Source organism: Burkholderia semiarida (genome assembly GCF_029268935.1).
In the GTDB taxonomy this organism is placed as follows: Bacteria; Pseudomonadota; Gammaproteobacteria; order Burkholderiales; family Burkholderiaceae; genus Burkholderia; species Burkholderia semiarida.
In genome coordinates this window covers 638,056-654,421 of record NZ_JAHLCL010000001.1, presented here as the reverse complement: position 1 = coordinate 654,421, position 16,366 = coordinate 638,056, and the positions used below count along the sequence as shown (strand labels likewise).

The 16,366-nt window shown below is 60.5% G+C and carries 9 protein-coding genes and 5 pseudogenes; 9 read left to right on the top strand and 5 right to left on the bottom strand.

What is annotated here, in order from left to right; translation table 11 throughout:
- Positions 1 to 53: 53 nt before the first annotated feature.
- From KPB06_RS02945 to KPB06_RS02935, 3 genes and pseudogenes are all read right to left on the bottom strand, one after another.
- A pseudogene (locus KPB06_RS02945) lies at positions 54 to 523 on the bottom strand (transposase); the annotation flags it as partial.
- Positions 524 to 583: 60 nt separating this feature from the next.
- Positions 584 to 2,125, bottom strand: coding sequence for a methyl-accepting chemotaxis protein (locus KPB06_RS02940; protein ID WP_275920346.1), 1,542 nt, complete (start codon positions 2,123 to 2,125; stop codon positions 584 to 586).
- Positions 2,126 to 2,256: 131 nt separating this feature from the next.
- Entirely contained in the window at positions 2,257 to 2,988 is a 732-nt protein-coding gene (locus KPB06_RS02935; protein WP_275920345.1) for a GntR family transcriptional regulator, read from the bottom strand.
- 164 nt (positions 2,989 to 3,152) lie between these two features.
- Here KPB06_RS02935 and KPB06_RS02930 point away from each other — a divergent pair, with 164 nt between their 5' ends.
- From KPB06_RS02930 to KPB06_RS02920, 3 genes and pseudogenes are all read left to right on the top strand, one after another.
- A complete protein-coding gene (locus KPB06_RS02930; protein ID WP_275920344.1) occupies positions 3,153 to 4,526 on the top strand; it encodes a class-II fumarase/aspartase family protein in 1,374 nt (457 codons plus the stop codon).
- Positions 4,527 to 4,543: 17 nt separating this feature from the next.
- On the top strand, positions 4,544 to 5,932 hold the full coding sequence (locus KPB06_RS02925; protein ID WP_275920343.1) for a cation:dicarboxylate symporter family transporter: 1,389 nt from the start codon (positions 4,544 to 4,546) through the stop codon (positions 5,930 to 5,932).
- Positions 5,933 to 6,028: 96 nt separating this feature from the next.
- Positions 6,029 to 6,547, top strand: a pseudogene (locus KPB06_RS02920) (transposase); the annotation flags it as partial.
- Positions 6,548 to 6,569: 22 nt separating this feature from the next.
- On the opposite strand, the gene KPB06_RS02915 reads toward KPB06_RS02920, so the two are convergent.
- Positions 6,570 to 7,544: a helix-turn-helix domain-containing protein gene (locus KPB06_RS02915; protein ID WP_338083642.1), complete on the bottom strand. Its 975-nt coding sequence runs from the start codon at positions 7,542 to 7,544 to the stop codon at positions 6,570 to 6,572.
- A gap of 177 nt (positions 7,545 to 7,721) precedes the next feature.
- On the opposite strand from KPB06_RS02915, the gene KPB06_RS02910 reads away from it, so the two are divergent.
- From KPB06_RS02910 to KPB06_RS02885, 6 genes and pseudogenes are all read left to right on the top strand, one after another.
- Entirely contained in the window at positions 7,722 to 8,255 is a 534-nt protein-coding gene (locus KPB06_RS02910) for a 2,4'-dihydroxyacetophenone dioxygenase family protein (protein ID WP_275920341.1), read from the top strand.
- Positions 8,256 to 8,273: 18 nt separating this feature from the next.
- Positions 8,274 to 9,575, top strand: a complete 1,302-nt coding sequence (locus KPB06_RS02905) for an MFS transporter (protein ID WP_275920340.1) — start codon at positions 8,274 to 8,276, stop codon at positions 9,573 to 9,575.
- Between the two features lies 1 nt (position 9,576).
- Positions 9,577 to 10,694: pseudogene (locus KPB06_RS02900) on the top strand (alcohol dehydrogenase catalytic domain-containing protein).
- Positions 10,672 to 11,394, top strand: coding sequence for an SDR family NAD(P)-dependent oxidoreductase (locus KPB06_RS02895; RefSeq protein WP_275920339.1), 723 nt, complete (start codon positions 10,672 to 10,674; stop codon positions 11,392 to 11,394). The pseudogene KPB06_RS02900 and the gene KPB06_RS02895 overlap by 23 nt, the downstream one beginning before the upstream one ends.
- A gap of 299 nt (positions 11,395 to 11,693) precedes the next feature.
- Positions 11,694 to 12,638, top strand: a pseudogene (locus KPB06_RS02890) (IS481 family transposase); the annotation flags it as partial.
- 1 nt (position 12,639) lies between these two features.
- Positions 12,640 to 13,599: pseudogene (locus KPB06_RS02885) on the top strand (porin); the annotation flags it as partial.
- A 1,037-nt stretch (positions 13,600 to 14,636) separates the two neighbouring features.
- Here KPB06_RS02885 and KPB06_RS02880 read toward each other — a convergent pair.
- Positions 14,637 to 15,989: a glycoside hydrolase family 28 protein gene (locus KPB06_RS02880; protein WP_420831924.1), complete on the bottom strand. Its 1,353-nt coding sequence runs from the start codon at positions 15,987 to 15,989 to the stop codon at positions 14,637 to 14,639.
- Positions 15,990 to 16,366 lie beyond the last annotated feature (377 nt).

Genomic DNA, 16,366 nt, shown 5'->3' with positions numbered 1-16,366 from the left:
ACGACGGGGAGTCGCGATGCTATCGGATGGGCACGACGTGAGCAGTAGACGGCAGCGACAGAGCTCCATTCACGCGGCAGTTTCAGTCGATACGACACCGGCAGGCTCGCGTCTTCGTCGCCACCGACGGGCATACCGCAACCTTGCAGTTGTCCGGCTTGCCCAGCTGACCGCAGCATTGCCGTGCCACGCCGACCAAATGCTCACCCTTTTTGGGAAATCCCGTGTCGTCAATGATCCAGTACAACCCGCGCCCGGTCCAGGTGCGCCACCACCCAGCGCCGCACCTGCTCGAGCAGCTCCGAATCGGACCATTCCGACTTCGCCACGAAATGATGCAGCCACTGGTGCCGCGCGCTCACATGCTCCGGTTGCAGATGTGCCGCCATCGGCTCGACACTCGTGCGCCGAATCGGCAGCATCAGCGCTCGGCAATAGCCCTTGAATCCTGATTCGCGATCTTTATGCCCAAGCGCTTCACACAAATGTTCCGGACCCGCATCGAATGACGTTCCCAGTCCATCATTCCTCACGCCGTGGATGAAGAATCCTATAACGGCATGAATATATTGACACTGTAAGACTAGATCCGAAAGCGACTCGCTGCCGACCGGAGTGTCTGTGCCTGAGCCGCAAGTGACAGCGCTGCCGCAGTAGTTTCCTGGACCAGCGCTGCGTTCCGCTGTGTCGTTTCATCGAGTTGAGAAACGGCACGGTTGACCTGTTCGATCCCATCTCTTTGCTCATTCGACGCCACCACCACTTCCTGCATGACGTCGCTCACTTTTTCGATCGACTTGACGATCTCCGTCATCGTTCGGCCGGCACGGTCGATCAGCCCTGATCCCTCTGTAACACCCGTTACGGCTTCATCGATAAGCATCTTGATTTCTCTTGCCGCGCTGGCGGAGCGCTGTGCAAGCGTGCGGACTTCGGCGGCAACGACAGCAAATCCACGGCCTTGCTCCCCCGCGCGGGCAGCTTCCACGGCGGCGTTGAGAGCCAGTATGTTTGTCTGAAAGGCAATCGCTTCGATCGTGCCAATAATGGACGCGATCTTTGTCGACTGATTCGATATGCCTGCCATGGTTCGCACCGCGCGGTCCATCACAACGCCGCCTCTCTTCGCAACGTCCGACGCGTTGTTGGCATAATCGGTCGCAAATCCGACACGTTCGTTATTTTGGGCGACGGTTGCTGTGAGTTCTTCCATGCTTGCCGCCGTTTGTTCCAGCGCTGCGGCCTGCGCTTCTGTGCGCTGCGACAGATCCGCGTTCCCTGACGCGATTTCGCTCGTTGCAGTTGCCATCAACTCGCTGCTCGAGAGCACGGTCGTGACAGTCGATTTCAGGCCGTCCTGCATCGACAAAAGACCTTGCATAAGCGCACTCATCTCATGGCGGCCGTCGACCTGCACCGTGCTGGATAGGTCCCCGTTGGACATCGCAGAACAGACCTCGAGCGCTCTCGTCAACGGCCGACCAATCGCGCGATGCAGTCCAATCGCGCATACCAGCGACAGAAGAATAGCGGTGCACAGCGCCGCGATCGAAGCGCCGCTCACCGTGCTGAGCGTCGACTGAAAATCCTCGTAGCTCGATGCGCCGCTCGTCATCAGGTAGTCGTTGAGCGCGTCGGTGCTTTTGGTAAACGCGAGCGCCAGCGGCGGCATCACTTCCATGGTGACCCGATTTGCCGCCACTGCATCGCCCGTCTCAAGCGACTGCAGCGTGGGCTCGATTGCCCCTTTGATCAGCCGGTCCAAAGTCAGCGAGACAGCGTCCGCCAGCCTTTGCTGTCCAGTCGATTTCGGAAGGGCAAGATAGCGGCCGTAGGCCTTTTTTGACGTTGCGAGGTAGGCGCGCGCCTTTTGCAGAAGCACCCTGACATCCGGCGATTCCGGATGCAAAAGCGCCCGGTCCATCGAGACGCGCGCGATCGCCAGGTTGTACTTGGTATCGCCAAGCGCTACTGCTGACGACAGCTGCACGGCATAGACTTCACGGAGTGCAGACTTCCCCGCTTGCGTTCCCCACTGACCGAACGCGGCAACAATCGACACCAAAGCGACCAGTAAGCCGAAGGCGAGCGAGATCCGCGCCCTGATTGAGACTCTCGAAAACATTTGTAGATCCGCTGAATGAGATGGGGCCCTCGAGGGCATAAACTGCAGGAATATGTCCGTACATATTAATATCGGCCCTATTATCTCAATGATGATAAGGATAAACCCTACCTGCCAGCGCAAGCTTAGAATCACACGCCTGAGCGCTTCAGCCTCATCGATACAGCAAACCGATCGGCGGGATGCACACTCACCGATACTTCAAACGCCACGCCCGTCGAATCGATATAACGCCGTACGATCTCGAGTGCTGCCGAACCGACGGGTATCTGGAGGCGGCCCGCAATCTCTTTCGTGACATTCAAGGCCTGGATTTTTTGCTGAATTTCAACGACACAGCGGCCGTATCGTGCCTCGATTAACGAACTGATCAGCGTGTCGGGCGCCCTTCCCGCTTCCTCGGCGATTTCCCGATACGAGGCATCGATGTAGACATCCGTCCACCCAACAGGTGGACGTGATCTGTCGCGTTCAATTCGCAGGCTCGACACCCGTAGCCAACGCGTACCTTCTCCGCAGTGGAGAACTTTGGCGAGCTTGCCCGCCGCGATAATCTCTTCCACCGACTGAATGACTCGCAGATGTTCCGAACCGAACTGCACCAGATCCTCGACTGAAGCCAGCGAAGGGCGGAAGTCGTTTTTCGGCTGGGCCGATTCAACGCGCGTTCCCGCGTTTTTGCGCCGCGTCACGAATCCGAGTTGCTCAAGCTCGTTCAGCGCCGCGCGGATCGTATGCCGGCTCGTGTTGTACTGGTCGCGCAATTGCAGTTCGGTGGGTAGATAGGAGCCAACCGGAAAGCAACCGCTCGCGATCCCCTTGGTCAGGTCGCGAGCGATGTCAGCGTAATGGGGTCTTTTCATGCTCTATAGAAGCTGCCAATAGTCGGGGGGGTGCTAGTTCAGGGTAAATCATAGCTTGAACAACATGTCCGGACATACTAAATTCAATATGTCCGGACATATTACGTTTCGACCTCGCGCCCAATAACCGAGTGACCCCGCTTCCTTCGACTCAAGACCTCGTCATGACTACTCGCACGACCCCACTTTCCAGCACCGTCTTCGATTCGATTCTGTTTCGCGACGCCTTCGGCACCGCAAAGATGCGCGCCCTGTTTTCCGATTTCGCGCTGGTGCAGCGCTATATCGATGTCGAAGTAGCGCTCGCGAAGGCGCAAGCTCGCGTCGGCGTGATTCCAGCCGGCGCCGCCGCGGTAATCGCACGCGAGTCACTGATCGAACGGATCGACTTCGATCACATGCGTGAGGAGACGGACATCGTCGGCTACCCGATCCTTCCGCTCGTGCACCAATTGGTAGATATGTGCGGCGAAGCAGGCCGCTATGTGCATTGGGGCGCTACGACGCAGGACATCATGGATACAGCCGCCGCGCTTCAGGTCCGCGATGCGCTCGACTCGATCGATGCCGATATCCGCGAACTGCGCAGCATCCTGGTAGATCTGTCGAAGAAGTATCGCGACACGCCGATGGCGGGTCGAACGCATCTGCAGCAGGCGCTGCCCATCACATTCGGCTACAAAGCGGCGATCTGGCTCGCAATGTTCGACCGCCATCAGCAGCGCCTCGCGCAACTTCGCCCGCGCGTGGCCGTCGTCGAATTCGCTGGCGCGGCCGGCACACTAGCATCGCTGGCTGACAAGGGTTTCGAGGTGCAGGAGGCTCTTGCCGCAGAGCTGCGACTCGGTGTCCCCGCAACCACCTGGCATGTGGCTCGCGACGGATTCGCGGAGGCCGTCAACCTGCTCGCGCTCGTCACCGGTTCACTCGGCAAGATTGCGACTGACATTATGATCATGGCGTCCAACGAATTTGGCGAAGTGTACGAGCCGTTCATCAAGGGACGTGGCGCGAGCAGCACGATGCCGCAAAAGCGCAATCCCATTTCGAGCGAACTCATGCTGGCAGCCGCGAAAGCTGTCCGGCAGCAGGCCGGCCTGATGGTCGACGCGATGATCCAGGACTTCGAACGGGCAACGGGACCATGGCACGCTGAATGGATTGCCATTCCCGAAAGCTTCATCCTCGCGTCGGGTGCGCTCCACCAGGCTAAGTTCGCGCTGCGCGGACTGATCGTCGACACTGATCGCATGAAGCACAACCTCGGCATCAGCAAAGGACTAATCGTCGCCGAAGCGGTGATGATGCAGATGGCACCGTACACAGGACGCCAGCAGGCGCACGACATTGTCTACGATGCGTGTCGCGCCGTGAACGAGAGCGGCGGCACACTGGCCGAAGCGCTGGCGAAACTGCCCGAAGTCACCCAGCATTTCGATGGCAGCGCGATCGACGCAATGACCGATCCCGCCAACTATTTGGGCCTCGCGCCGCAAATGGTGGATCGCGCCATCGCGCTGTCGACCGAAATCCGATGAACGGTGGGAGCCATATCATGACAAACGACAGCACATCACATAACGAGTCCGTCGCGCCACTAGCCAAGCGGGCGTGGTATCGCAGGCTGGGCATGCAGGTCCTGATTTCCCTCGCGCTTGGCATTGCCGTCGGGCTGATCTTTCCGAAGTTCGGCGCGCAGCTGAAAATCCTCGGCGATATCTTTCTCGCGCTGATCAAGGCGGGCGTTGCGCCACTCGTGTTTCTCACCATCGTGCACGGCATCGCTTCCGCTGGCGATGTGAAGAGCGCCGGACGCGTCGGCTGGCGCGCGATCGTCTACTTCGAGGCGGTGTCGACGATCGCGCTGACCTTTGGCTTGCTGGCGGGCAATCTGTTGCAGACAGGCAAAGGCATGACGGCTGTCACCCCCGGCGCGGTGCCCGTCATCGCGACAAAAGCGGCTCCGCAAGGCTTCACCGAGTTCGTCATGCATCTGGTGCCAGACAACTTCATTGGCGCGTTCGTAAAGGGTGAATTGCTCCAGGTCGTGGTACTGGCCGTCATGGTCGGGATCGGCATTCTCGCGATTCCGGAAAGCCGCCGCATGCGCATCAACGAAGGATTTGATCTCGTTTCGCAGGTGCTGTTCTCGTTCATCAACCTAGTGATGAAGCTTGCGCCGCTCGGCACCTTCGGCGCGGTGGCATTCGCGGTCGGCAGCAACGGCACCGGTGTGCTCGTCGCTCTCGCGCAACTCGTACTGAGCTTCTATGCCGTCATCGCTCTATTCATCGTCGTCGTGATCGGCATCGCGGCGAAGCTCGCGGGCTTCAGCATGTGGCGCTTCATGCGCTACATCAAGGACGAAATCCTGATCGTGCTCGGTACCGCATCATCGGAAAGCGCGTTGCCGCGGCTACTCATCAAGCTCGAACGCCTCGGGTGCGCAAAACAGACAGTGGGCCTTGTCCTGCCCACGGGTTACGCATTCAATCTGGACGGCACGTCGATCTTCATGTCCATGGGCGTCATGTTCATCGCTCACGCGTACAACGTTCCCATTACGATCGAACATGAGATCGGCATTCTGCTGCTCATGCTGCTAACTTCGAAAGGCGCGGCGACCGTTTCGGGCGGATCGTTTGTAGTATTCGCCGCGACGGTCACATCCACCGGAGTTCTTCCCGTTGAAGGACTCGCGGTCATCTTCGGCGTGTACCGCTTCATGTCGATGGCGATCGCCACGTGCAACACGATCGGCAACAGCGTCGCTACCGTGGTGGTCGCGCGTTGGTCGGGCACATTCGACATCGAAGTCGCCAAGCGTCATCTCTATCCCGAACGTTATCCGGATGTTGCTGAAGCGTATGAGCGCGCTACGAACAAGATTCTCTCGCCAGAAACTTTCAGTCCGGAGAATCCTCGCCCGGCGACGCCGCGATAACGCAAGCGATCAAACGCATGGCGCGGGTAAAACTCATGGATATGCCGATGAAGAAAAAAGACAACCGTAGCGCGTCAGGCAGCAGCCTGCGGGCCGCTGCCTGAACTGCCCAAGGAACTGCTAGACCAGTTGGTCAAGGGGCCGATGGCACCGGCCGAGGTGCAGGACCTGATGCTGGTGTTCAACAAGGCAGTCATCGAGCGCGCGGTGGGTGCCGAGATGAATATGGACCTGGGCTACCCGTCGGGCCAGCGCAAGCCGCCCGGTCAGGCCAACGAGCGCAGCAGCGCCCGCGGCAAGACGGTCATCACCGATCGTGGTCCGGTTCGGGGCGAAGTCCCCCGCGATCGCGACGACAGCTTCGAGTCGATCGTGATTCCCAAGCATGAGCGCCGCTTCACCGGCTTTGACGAGCGCATCATCGCGATGTACGCCCGCGGCATGAGCGTGCGCGAGATTCAGGCCTTTCTGGCCGAGAGCTACGGCACCGAGGTGTCTCCCGACTTCATCACCTCGCTCACCGACGAGGTGACAGCCGAAGCGCTGAGCTGGCAGAGCCGCTCACTGGAGACGATGTATCCGGTGTTGTTCTTCGACGCGCTGCGGGTCAAGATGCCCCGGCCCTGAGTTGTATCCATCACACGCGCGTCGCGTCGCGAAGTGCGACCGGCGACGCGCCATAGCGCTCGCGGATCGCGCGGCTGAAATGGGCCTGGCTCGAGAAACCCCAGCGAAACGCAATCTCGCCGATGCTCGTCTTGCGTAGCCGCGCATCCGTCAACTCGCGGTAGGCATGAGACAGCCGCTCGGACCAGATGTGCTGTGTCATCGACTCTCCTTCGGCCGCGAAGAGGCGGCCCAGATGCCGCAGCGACAGACCGACCGCATCGGCGACGGCTTGCGGCCCGAGCTCCGGCTCGCCGAGATGCATCGCGATGTACTGCTTCGCCGTCAGGAGATACGACAGCGACGTACGCGATGCACTCGTGCCGTTCACTTCTCCATCGATGAGTTCCACGACCAGTGAGCGCGTGTGCTCCGCAAATCGCGCCGCTTCGTGCTCGACGGGGTCCCGCACGAAGCGCTCGACGCTCGTGCGCAGTGTCGTGCCGAGCATCGCACCGGCACCCGGCTTCGGCGTGATGCGCAGCGGTAGCGCGGCCAGATCCGCATCGAGCCTGTCGTCGAGCGTCGTGAGCGGGATGTCGATCAATAGCTGTCGCATTGGCGTCAGGAAGCCGTACAGATATGGCACACGCGTGTCGTAGACGACGATGTCGCCGATTTCCGCAAGCAGACACCGGTCGCGTTGGATAAAGTATGCGCGACCGCTGAGAATCTGGCACGCAAACAGTGACTCTTTCGGCAACTGACGCACGAGCGCCGGGCTACGCTCGATTAGGTGATCCTGGCCGCTGATATCCGCGATGCCCAGGCCCGGCAGCGCGATGTCGGTCTTCTCCACTTCGAGCCCGGCCGGTGACAGCGACGAGCAACGCAGGCCGACCAGCGTCGCCGCACATATTGCGTCCCAGTATGCCATCCGGTCGCGGGGGGGCACGTCGGCCGTCGAGCCTCGCGTGCGCGAAAAAACCGTCGAATTATGCGTCACGTTGCCTCCTGCTGGTACCCATCGAGCGGCGCGGCACGGATGGGAGGATGGTTCGTCTATTTGTTAGTGCAGTGCAATGTCCGGCCCGATCAAGCAATTTGTCCAGCCCAGTCAAGAGCGGTGCGTGTCGGATGGCTACAGTCGAGCCCAAGACACCTAAACACAAGGAGACAAACCATGGTCGACCAAGCCCTAGCCGAATTCTGGCGAAACATCCCCCCGATTGCCAATCCGTTCATGCCCGATGCCCTGCCGGAAGCTTACATCTCGAACGCGGCCACCGAAGACGAGCGCTATTACGTTCCGTTTACCGAAACGGTTTCGTCACGGCCGCTGTGGATTTCGCCATCGCAAAACAAATGGTGCGACATCCTAATGGCAAAGGAAGCGGGCCTCGTGAACCGGCACTATCACCCACACGAGGTATTCGCCTACACACTGTCCGGCAAGTGGGGCTACCTCGAGCACGATTGGGTCGCGACGAAAGGCGATTTCGTGTACGAAACACCAGGCGAAGGCCATACGCTCGTCGCATTCGATCATCCCGAGCCGATGCGTGCGTTCTTCATCGTCAAGGGACCACTGATCTGGCTCGACGAAGAAGGCAACCCCGATGGCTATTTCGATGTGCACTCGTACATCGCGATGTGCAAGGCGCATTACGAAAAGGTCGGTCTCGGCGCACGAGCGATCGAGAAGCTGTTTCGCTAACGTGCGACGAGGTCCACCATGACATCTCATCGGTTTCCCCGGCTCACATGGACGTACGAGAACAAGCTCCTGCTAATCCTGTTCATGACGTTCGGTTTCGTATTCTTCGACCGCCTCGCGCTATCGTTCCTGTTCCCGTTCATGTCTGCGGAGCTGCATCTGACGAATACGCAGCTCGGCATGGTGTCCTCCGCGCTCGCACTCACGTGGGCGCTGTCGGGTGCTGCGACCGGCGCGTGGTCCGACGCACGTGGCACGCGCAAGCCACTGTTGATCGCTGCAGTGCTTGGCTTTTCGGCATGCTCGGCGCTGTCTGGGCTCGTCGGCGGCTTCGCGAGCCTGATCGCCTTTCGCGCGCTGATGGGCATCGCAGAAGGTCCCGTGCTGCCGTTGGCGCAATCGTTGATGATCGAGAGCTCGACGCCAAGCCGCCGAGGGCTGAACATGGGCTTGCTTCAGGGTTCCGCCGCGGGGCTGCTCGGCGCGATGATCGGCCCGCCGGCCGTGATCGGCATCGCCACCGCCTACGGCTGGCGAGATGCGTTCTACGTGTCATGCATTCCCGGCGTCCTGATCGCGTACTGCATCTGGAACTGGGTACGCGAAGTACCACCCGGTGGCGCACAGCACGCGCAGACCGAAGGCGCGACCGCACACGCCGCAGGCCGCACGACGGTCAGCCCTTGGTCGTTGTTGAAGAATCGAAACATCCTGCTGTGTATGCTGATTAGCTGTTTCTTCCTCACGTGGTTCGTCGTGATCATCTCGTTCGCCCCGGTTTTCCTCGTCGGGGACCGCCACCTGTCGCCGTCCGGCATGGGCATCGTGATGACGTGCCTCGGCGCCGCGTGGGTGTTCTGGGGCTTTGCAGTACCAGCGATCTCCGACCGGATCGGCCGCAAGCCGACGATGATTGCGTTCGCGCTGATTGCCGCCCTCTGCCCGATCGCGATGATCCACGTCCCTTCGGTCTGGGCGCTTGGCACGCTTGTGTTCGCCACGTACACGGGCCTTGGTTGTTTCACGCTATTCATTGCGACTATTCCTGCCGAAACCGTGCCCCCACGCGCGATCTCCAGCGCCCTCGGCCTGATCATGGGCGCAGGCGAATTGATCGGCGGCTTCGTCGCGCCGACCGTCGCCGGCTTCGCGGCCGACAAGTACGGCCTGCAGTTCGCGATGTGGACATCGGCAGCCGGCGCGATTCTCGCGTGCGTGCTGTCGTTCGGCCTCGTCGAAACCGCGCCCGCCGTACTTCGCAAGCGCGCGCTCACCGGCGCCACCGCCCGTCTCGATGTCCAGAACCTCGGTCGACGCTGATATGCGTGCACTTCAATGGCACGGCCCGCGCGACCTCCGCGTGGTCGATCTGGACACCTCGCGCGCCTGGCACAGCCAGGTCCGCATCGCAGTCGCGTATTGCGGCATCTGCGGCAGCGACCTGCACGAATATGCGGGCGGCATGCACGGGATTCCCGTCGACACGCCGCTTCCGCTGTCCGGCCGCACCGCCCCGCTGACGCTCAGTCACGAGTCTCGCGGCTCCGTCGTCGAGGTCGGCGCGGGCGTGACGACGGTGACTCCGGGCGACCGCGTCGCGGTCGAGCCCGAGTATCACTGCCACCAGTGCGCGTACTGCCGCTCGGGCTCGTACAACCAGTGCGTATCGATGGGCCTCGCCGGCCTGATGGGCGACGACGGGATGGCTGACTTCGCGGTCGTGCCGGCCTACAAGCTGCATCGGCTTCTCGATGACGTCAGTCTCCAACAGGCCGCGGTGATGGAACCGGCAGCCGTCGCGCTGCATGCGCTTCAGCGCGGCGAACTGCGACTCGGCAACACCTGCGCGGTGTTCGGGCTCGGGCTGATCGGCCTGCTGCTGATTCTGCTCACGAAGCTGCAGGGCGCGACGACCATCGTCGCGGTCGACGTGTCGACGGAGCGGCTCGCCGCGGCCGCGCGCTTCGGCGCGACGCACGGGTTCAACGCACGCGCGCTCGACGCGCCGGTGCTGCGCGACGCGATCCGCGAGGCGGCAGGCGAGCTCGGTGTCGACGTGAGCTTCGAGGCGGCGGGCCTGACCGCCACGTTCGAGGCCGAGATGCAGGGGCTGCGCAAGGGCGGCCGCCTCGTGAGGTCGGTCTGATGCCGCATGCCGGTTTCGCGTTCCGCGCGCTCAACGACGAGCCGACCTTCACGGCGAGCGTCGGCTACCGGCACGTGTACGAAGACCTACTGCTGCTGAACGGGTCGGGCGCGCTCGATCTCATGTCCATCGTCACGCGTACTGTCGCGCTCGAAGACGCCGTCGACGACGGCTTCGACGCGCTGCTCGCCGATCGTGCGCAGATCAAGATTCTAGTTTCCACCGCGCAGCGATCACTCCGCTGCGAACACACTGTCGAGAGTATCGAAAATGAATCGTACATTGACGTTTGAAGGCAAGACCGCCGTCGTGACGGGCGGCACATCGGGCATCGGCGCGCGCACCGCACTGCGGCTCGCGGAAGCTGGCGCATCGGTCATCGCGATTGGGCTCGACGCCAACGGCCCGCATGCGCCCGTGCATGAACGCATCCGGCGCATTGAGCTGAACGTGACCGACGGCGGTACACTGACGAGCACAATTGCCTCGCTGTCGCGAATCGACGTCCTGGTCAACGGCGTGGGCATCAGCAGGCACGCCGACGAATACCGTATGGACCAGTTCGAGCTCGTATTGAACGTGAACCTGACGTCAGTGATGCGTGCCTCCGACGCCGCGTTACCGGCACTGTCCCTATCTGGTGGCAGCATCGTCAATGTCGCATCGATGTACACCTACTTCGGCAGTAAGGATCGGCCTGCGTACAGCGCGAGCAAGGGTGCCATCGCGCAGCTCACGCGTTCGCTGGCGCAAGCGTGGGCCGATCGCGGCATTCGCGTAAACGCGGTCGCGCCCGGCTGGATCGACACGCCGCTGAGCGGCGTGCTGATGGCTGACCCCCAGGCGTCGCAGAAGATCCTAGAACGCACGCCGCTAGGCCGCTGGGGCACAGCCGACGAAGTCGCGGACGTGATCCTGTTTCTGTGCTCACCCGGCGCGGCGTTCGTGACCGGCGCGATCGTGCCAGTGGACGGCGGATACTCGACGGTATAGCGGCCGGCGGACGCAGGCATCGACGCACCCGTTGCGCGCCACTGCTCGGGTGTGCGATCCGGTTCCAGCCCGATCCCCACGCGATCGAATCGGTAGCCGCCTGATTCATGACCTTCATATTATTCAGTAATGCGATATAAATATTTCGGCATGACCGGAAACGTGTGAGGAGCATTTGGAGATGACGAGAAAGACCTTGCTAGCTGTGAAGCTTCAATAGGTTGTATCGATGGTTCATCCGGACTGAGTCTGGGAGACTGGAAGTCGCCAAACACCCAACCTTCCAGGAACCCAGCCGGATGAACACCCATAAGAATGCCCGACTCACTTTCGCGCGTCGACTTGAGATGGTTCAGGAGATCACCGAATTCGGTTCGAGTGTGCAGCAGGCCGCAGCCGATCATGGCGTGACAGCGCCGACCGTGCGTAAATGGCTGGGCCGCTATTTGGTCGGTGGTGCACCAGCGCTGGCTGATGCCTCGTCGCGCCCGGCCCGCTCCCCGCGTTCAATCGCCCCGGCGACGGCCTTGCTGATCGTGGAATTGCGCCAGCAGCGCTTGCTGCAGCGCCAGATCGCCCGACAGGCAGGCGTGTCTGCTTCGACCGTCAGCCGCGTACTGGCGCGTGCTGGGCTATCCCGGTTGAGCGACCTGCAACCGCGCGAACCCGTTCAGCGCTACGAACACGAGGCGCCAGGCGATTTGCTGCACATCGACATCAAGAAGCTCGGTCGAATCGCGCGTCCTGGCCATCGTGTCACCGGTAATCGGCGCGATACGGTGGACGGCGTGGGTTGGGAGTACCTCTTTGTCGCCGTGGATGACCACGCCCGGGTTGCCTTCACGGCGATGCATCCCGACGAGACGAAACGTAGTGCTGTGCAGTTCCTGCGTGACGCCGTTGCGTGGTACGCCGGGTTCGGCGTGCGTGTGCGCCGGTTGCTGACGGACAACGGTTCGGCGTTCCGTTCGCACGAATTTGCTCGGGCCTGCCAGGAACTGGGTATCCGACACAAATTTACGCGGGCGTATCGTCCGCAGACCAACGGTAAAGCTGAACGCTTCATCCAATCGGCTTTACGTGAGTGGGCCTATGCATGGACGTACCAAAGCTCGGCTCATCGCATCGAAGCCTTGGCGAGTTGGCAGCATCACTACAACTGGCATCGAGCTCATAGCGCCATCGGCGGCATTGCGCCGATGGCGAGACTTCCTGCGTCGAGAAACAACCTCTTGACGCTTCACAAACGCGAAATTCGACGACAACATATTCTTCCCGAACCTGCTCGGCTTCGAAGGCAAGGAGGACCTCGGCGCCGGCACGCGAGCGATCTTCCGGCTCGTCAGTCAATTCTCGCTCGCAGACGGCTCGATGATCGGCGTCGGGTTATTCGCGCGCACGGCCTATGTCGGGCTGCAAAACGACCGTTACGGCACGCTGACGCTCGGCAACCAATACGAGTTCATGGTCGATTCGCTGGCCGCCAGCGGCAACGAGATCGCGCAGGACGTCGTCGGCTTGTACGGCTTTCGCAACGGGCCATTCGACAAACTCGGGCTACCGAACAACCCGACCGGGGCATTTGACTGGGACCGCGTCGCTGGCAGCAATCGTGTAGCGAACTCGGTCAAATACACGAGCCCGTCCCTGTCGGGACTGACCATCGGCGCGCTGTATGGCTTCGGCAACGTCGCGGGGTCGGTCAGCGCGAACAACACGATCAGCGTCGGTGCGAGCTACGACAACGGTCCGTTCGGCGCCGGCGCGGCCTATACGAATCAGAAATATGGCGCGTCGCCGGGGCTACTGCCGACCAGCGTGCGAAATTGGGGCGCTGGCGCGCATTATTCGATGGGCGCAGTGACGGGCAAAGTGCTCGTGACGACCGTGCGCAACGCTAGCAGCGGCGCTGCCGTATGGTCGACGGAAGGCGGCTTTGCGTGGAAGCCATCGCCGGCCTGGGAGATCGGAACAACCTATACATACATGAAAGGCAACAGCACGCTCGACAACGCGCATGCGCAGCAAGTATCGGCCGCCGCACAATATTGGCTGACCAAGCGCACTATGGTCTATGTGGCGGGCGCATATCAGCGCGCGAGCGCCGGCAACCACGCACAAATCAACGGCGTGATGGATCCGGACGGCGCGTCCGGCGGTGTGTCGCAGTCGGTCGCGCGGGTCGGAATTAGCACGCGATTCTAGACTACGGAATACGGCCATCGGGCCCAGATTGTCCCGGGCGCGGCCCGCGCTGAGTGCGGCCCGCTGCAGCTTTTACGCAGCCGGCTCACGCATTTCACCGCGATCACCTAAAAGGCCTTCGGATCCACACGAGTAATAACCAGCACACGTTATAGCCAGTCGCACAATGGGCGGTACACGCATTATCGCCCGTATGAGCCAGTGCCGGACCTTGCTTGGCTGCTCGTTACCTTTGCCATGAAGGACAAGTTGCATCGATGCAAAATCGGCGTCTAACGCGGAATCCGCGATCGACCACCCCCCTCTTCATGCATGGTTCACTATGCACCCTTCTGTAGCAGGATGGAGGTATGTTCAGTTGCTTGTGACTAGGACGCCGTGCGCCTGTTCATTCAGCGTGACATGCTCTCTCCGACAAAAGACAACAAGCATACGCGCAGACTCCCCGACGACAAAATGCTCGAGCGTCACTTCACGTTGTATTGGATACTCAATACGCCGGCTCCGTCAGCACGACGGTATTGGGAATTGAAGCGATGGGAGTGGTCCACCGCGGTTCCGACTAAGCGTCAAATTGCGATGCCTCGGGATTCACCATGCTCGCCAACGATGGACTGAACAACGCTACTGCGAGGTACAGTACTTCGCTAAACCTGCGCGGGCCAGCCCCTTCGCGGCTTTGGAAAATCTGTATATGTTAATAGGCAATATTCGCTAGAACTTCGCTAAAGTTTACGCAATGGCATGTCTTCGTCGGAACTTGGTTTCAGTACTTCCTTCATGCAGCAGTTAGCCACGAGTATCGATGAGGCACCCAGGCAGGTTGCTTGCGGGCCGACTTCGCCTGCAGAAATGACCGCTTTATCAGACGTCTGACGGTCAATGTGCGATTCGGCCCGGCACCCACGGACTCAGCGCGATCAACCGTATGACAAGTGATTTAATTACCTCGCTGTTCGCACGGCAAATCGTGGGAAGCTGGCCTGCCCGATCGCACGATCAGTCTTCCCACGCATTTCAACGTTGTCGGATGCAAGTCAAATCTGCGGCGGAATGTTGATGCTGCTGGGGCATGATAAGGTCGCACCGGTATCGATGATCGGTACCACTTGACCGTTCCCAGCGATCGAAGTCGTCACGCTGCTATGGTTGCCCACATGCAGTTCGCCATTTGTTACCGAGAAGGCATCGCCGCCGCTGATCTGACTATTGGTGATGCGGATTCCCGGATCACCCGTGCCCATTAGATCGTTGTCAAGCCCAATTATGGCGCCTTGCTGCTTGATGGCGGTCGCGATCACGTTGTCGATCGTGACGTCAGCGATGATCGGCAGGGCGCCGCCAGTGCCCGAGGCATAAGCGTAGGTGAATAGGAAGGGCTGTTGGACGTTGCGCATGCAGGTGTTCGTGTAGGTAACGCCAGTGGTCGCGCCGCTGTCTTTGGCGGTCTGGTCAGTCTTGATTCGGTAACCATAGTCTGTGCCACTGAACTGCACGGTGTCGACGTTCACCTGCGAGACGCCGGGGTTCGCCAGCGTGGTGCCCGCCGCTTCCTGCCCGCCAATCGAAATACCGTGGCCGCCGCCCACCACGCAGTGGCTGATGTTGACGTGCGAGGTCGCCGCGCCACCCGCGTTGGACTTGATGGCGATATCGTCGTCTCCGGTATCGAGCAGGCAGTTCTTGATGATCGCGGTCTGGGTGCCGATGATGTCGATCGCGTCCGTGTTCGGCGCGAGATCGTCGCCATGTGCGTTGCGGTTCGGATTGGCGTAGATCCACACGCCGTCGATAGTGACGTTCTTCGAGCCAGATTCGATCACCAGCTGTTCCTTCGGCGAATTTCGGATGATAAGGGCGTTGCTCGTGGAGTTTGACGAACTCGGGAACCCGACAATAGACTGCGGTGCGCCGGTGTCGGTGAAGTTGGAACCGATCTGCAGGTTCGAGCCTGTGATCGCGATGAGCTTCGGCCGGGCGGTGTTATTCTTGCCGACCGCAGGCGGCCAGTAGTCCTGGCCGTCGCCGTCGATCGCGCCGGTCCCGGTAATAGTCAGGTTGGAGAGATTGCTGCCGGTAAGCATCGCGCCGTTGGACGGTTGCGAGGGCGAACCCTTCAACGTGAAGCCCTTCTCCAACTTCAGCACAATGTTGCTTGCCAGATTCACGCTCGTGATCACCGCCGTCGAGATGCCGTTGTTGATGCCCAAGTCGATTAGACCCGGGGCATCACTGGTACCGGTGGCGGCGCACTGCTTAATGGCGTTCTGCAGGTTGGTGGTATTGGTGCTCGCAGAGCTGCTCCACTGTGGCGTGCAAGTAGCTGCCTGCGCAGATACTTGAGCCGAGAGACCAAACAGAATTGGCAGCGCCAACGTGACCCGCGCCATATAAATTTTCATTGCTTTTCCTTTTCGTTGAATAGATAGCATGGACGCAAACGCCCACTCCCCCGCCTCATACCGATAGCAATGGGCGACACTCCGACTTTAGGATCTCGATACTGCGTCTTTACACAGATTTAATAAAATACCAGATTCATAGCACCGCCTTATCAAAAATAACTAATTCTAGTGATCACTCACGCGGCTGAAAAATCTGTATGCGCGATTAGTGTGAGGCTGCCCCGCGGACAGTTCGAATAGATACTTCAAATCGGCATGACCATCACTTCGCCCTCGCGAATTATTTTTCTCTACTTCAATCTTCCATCAACGCAGCAGATTTCGTTGATGCGCCATACCGATGAGACAAGTATAACGTCATA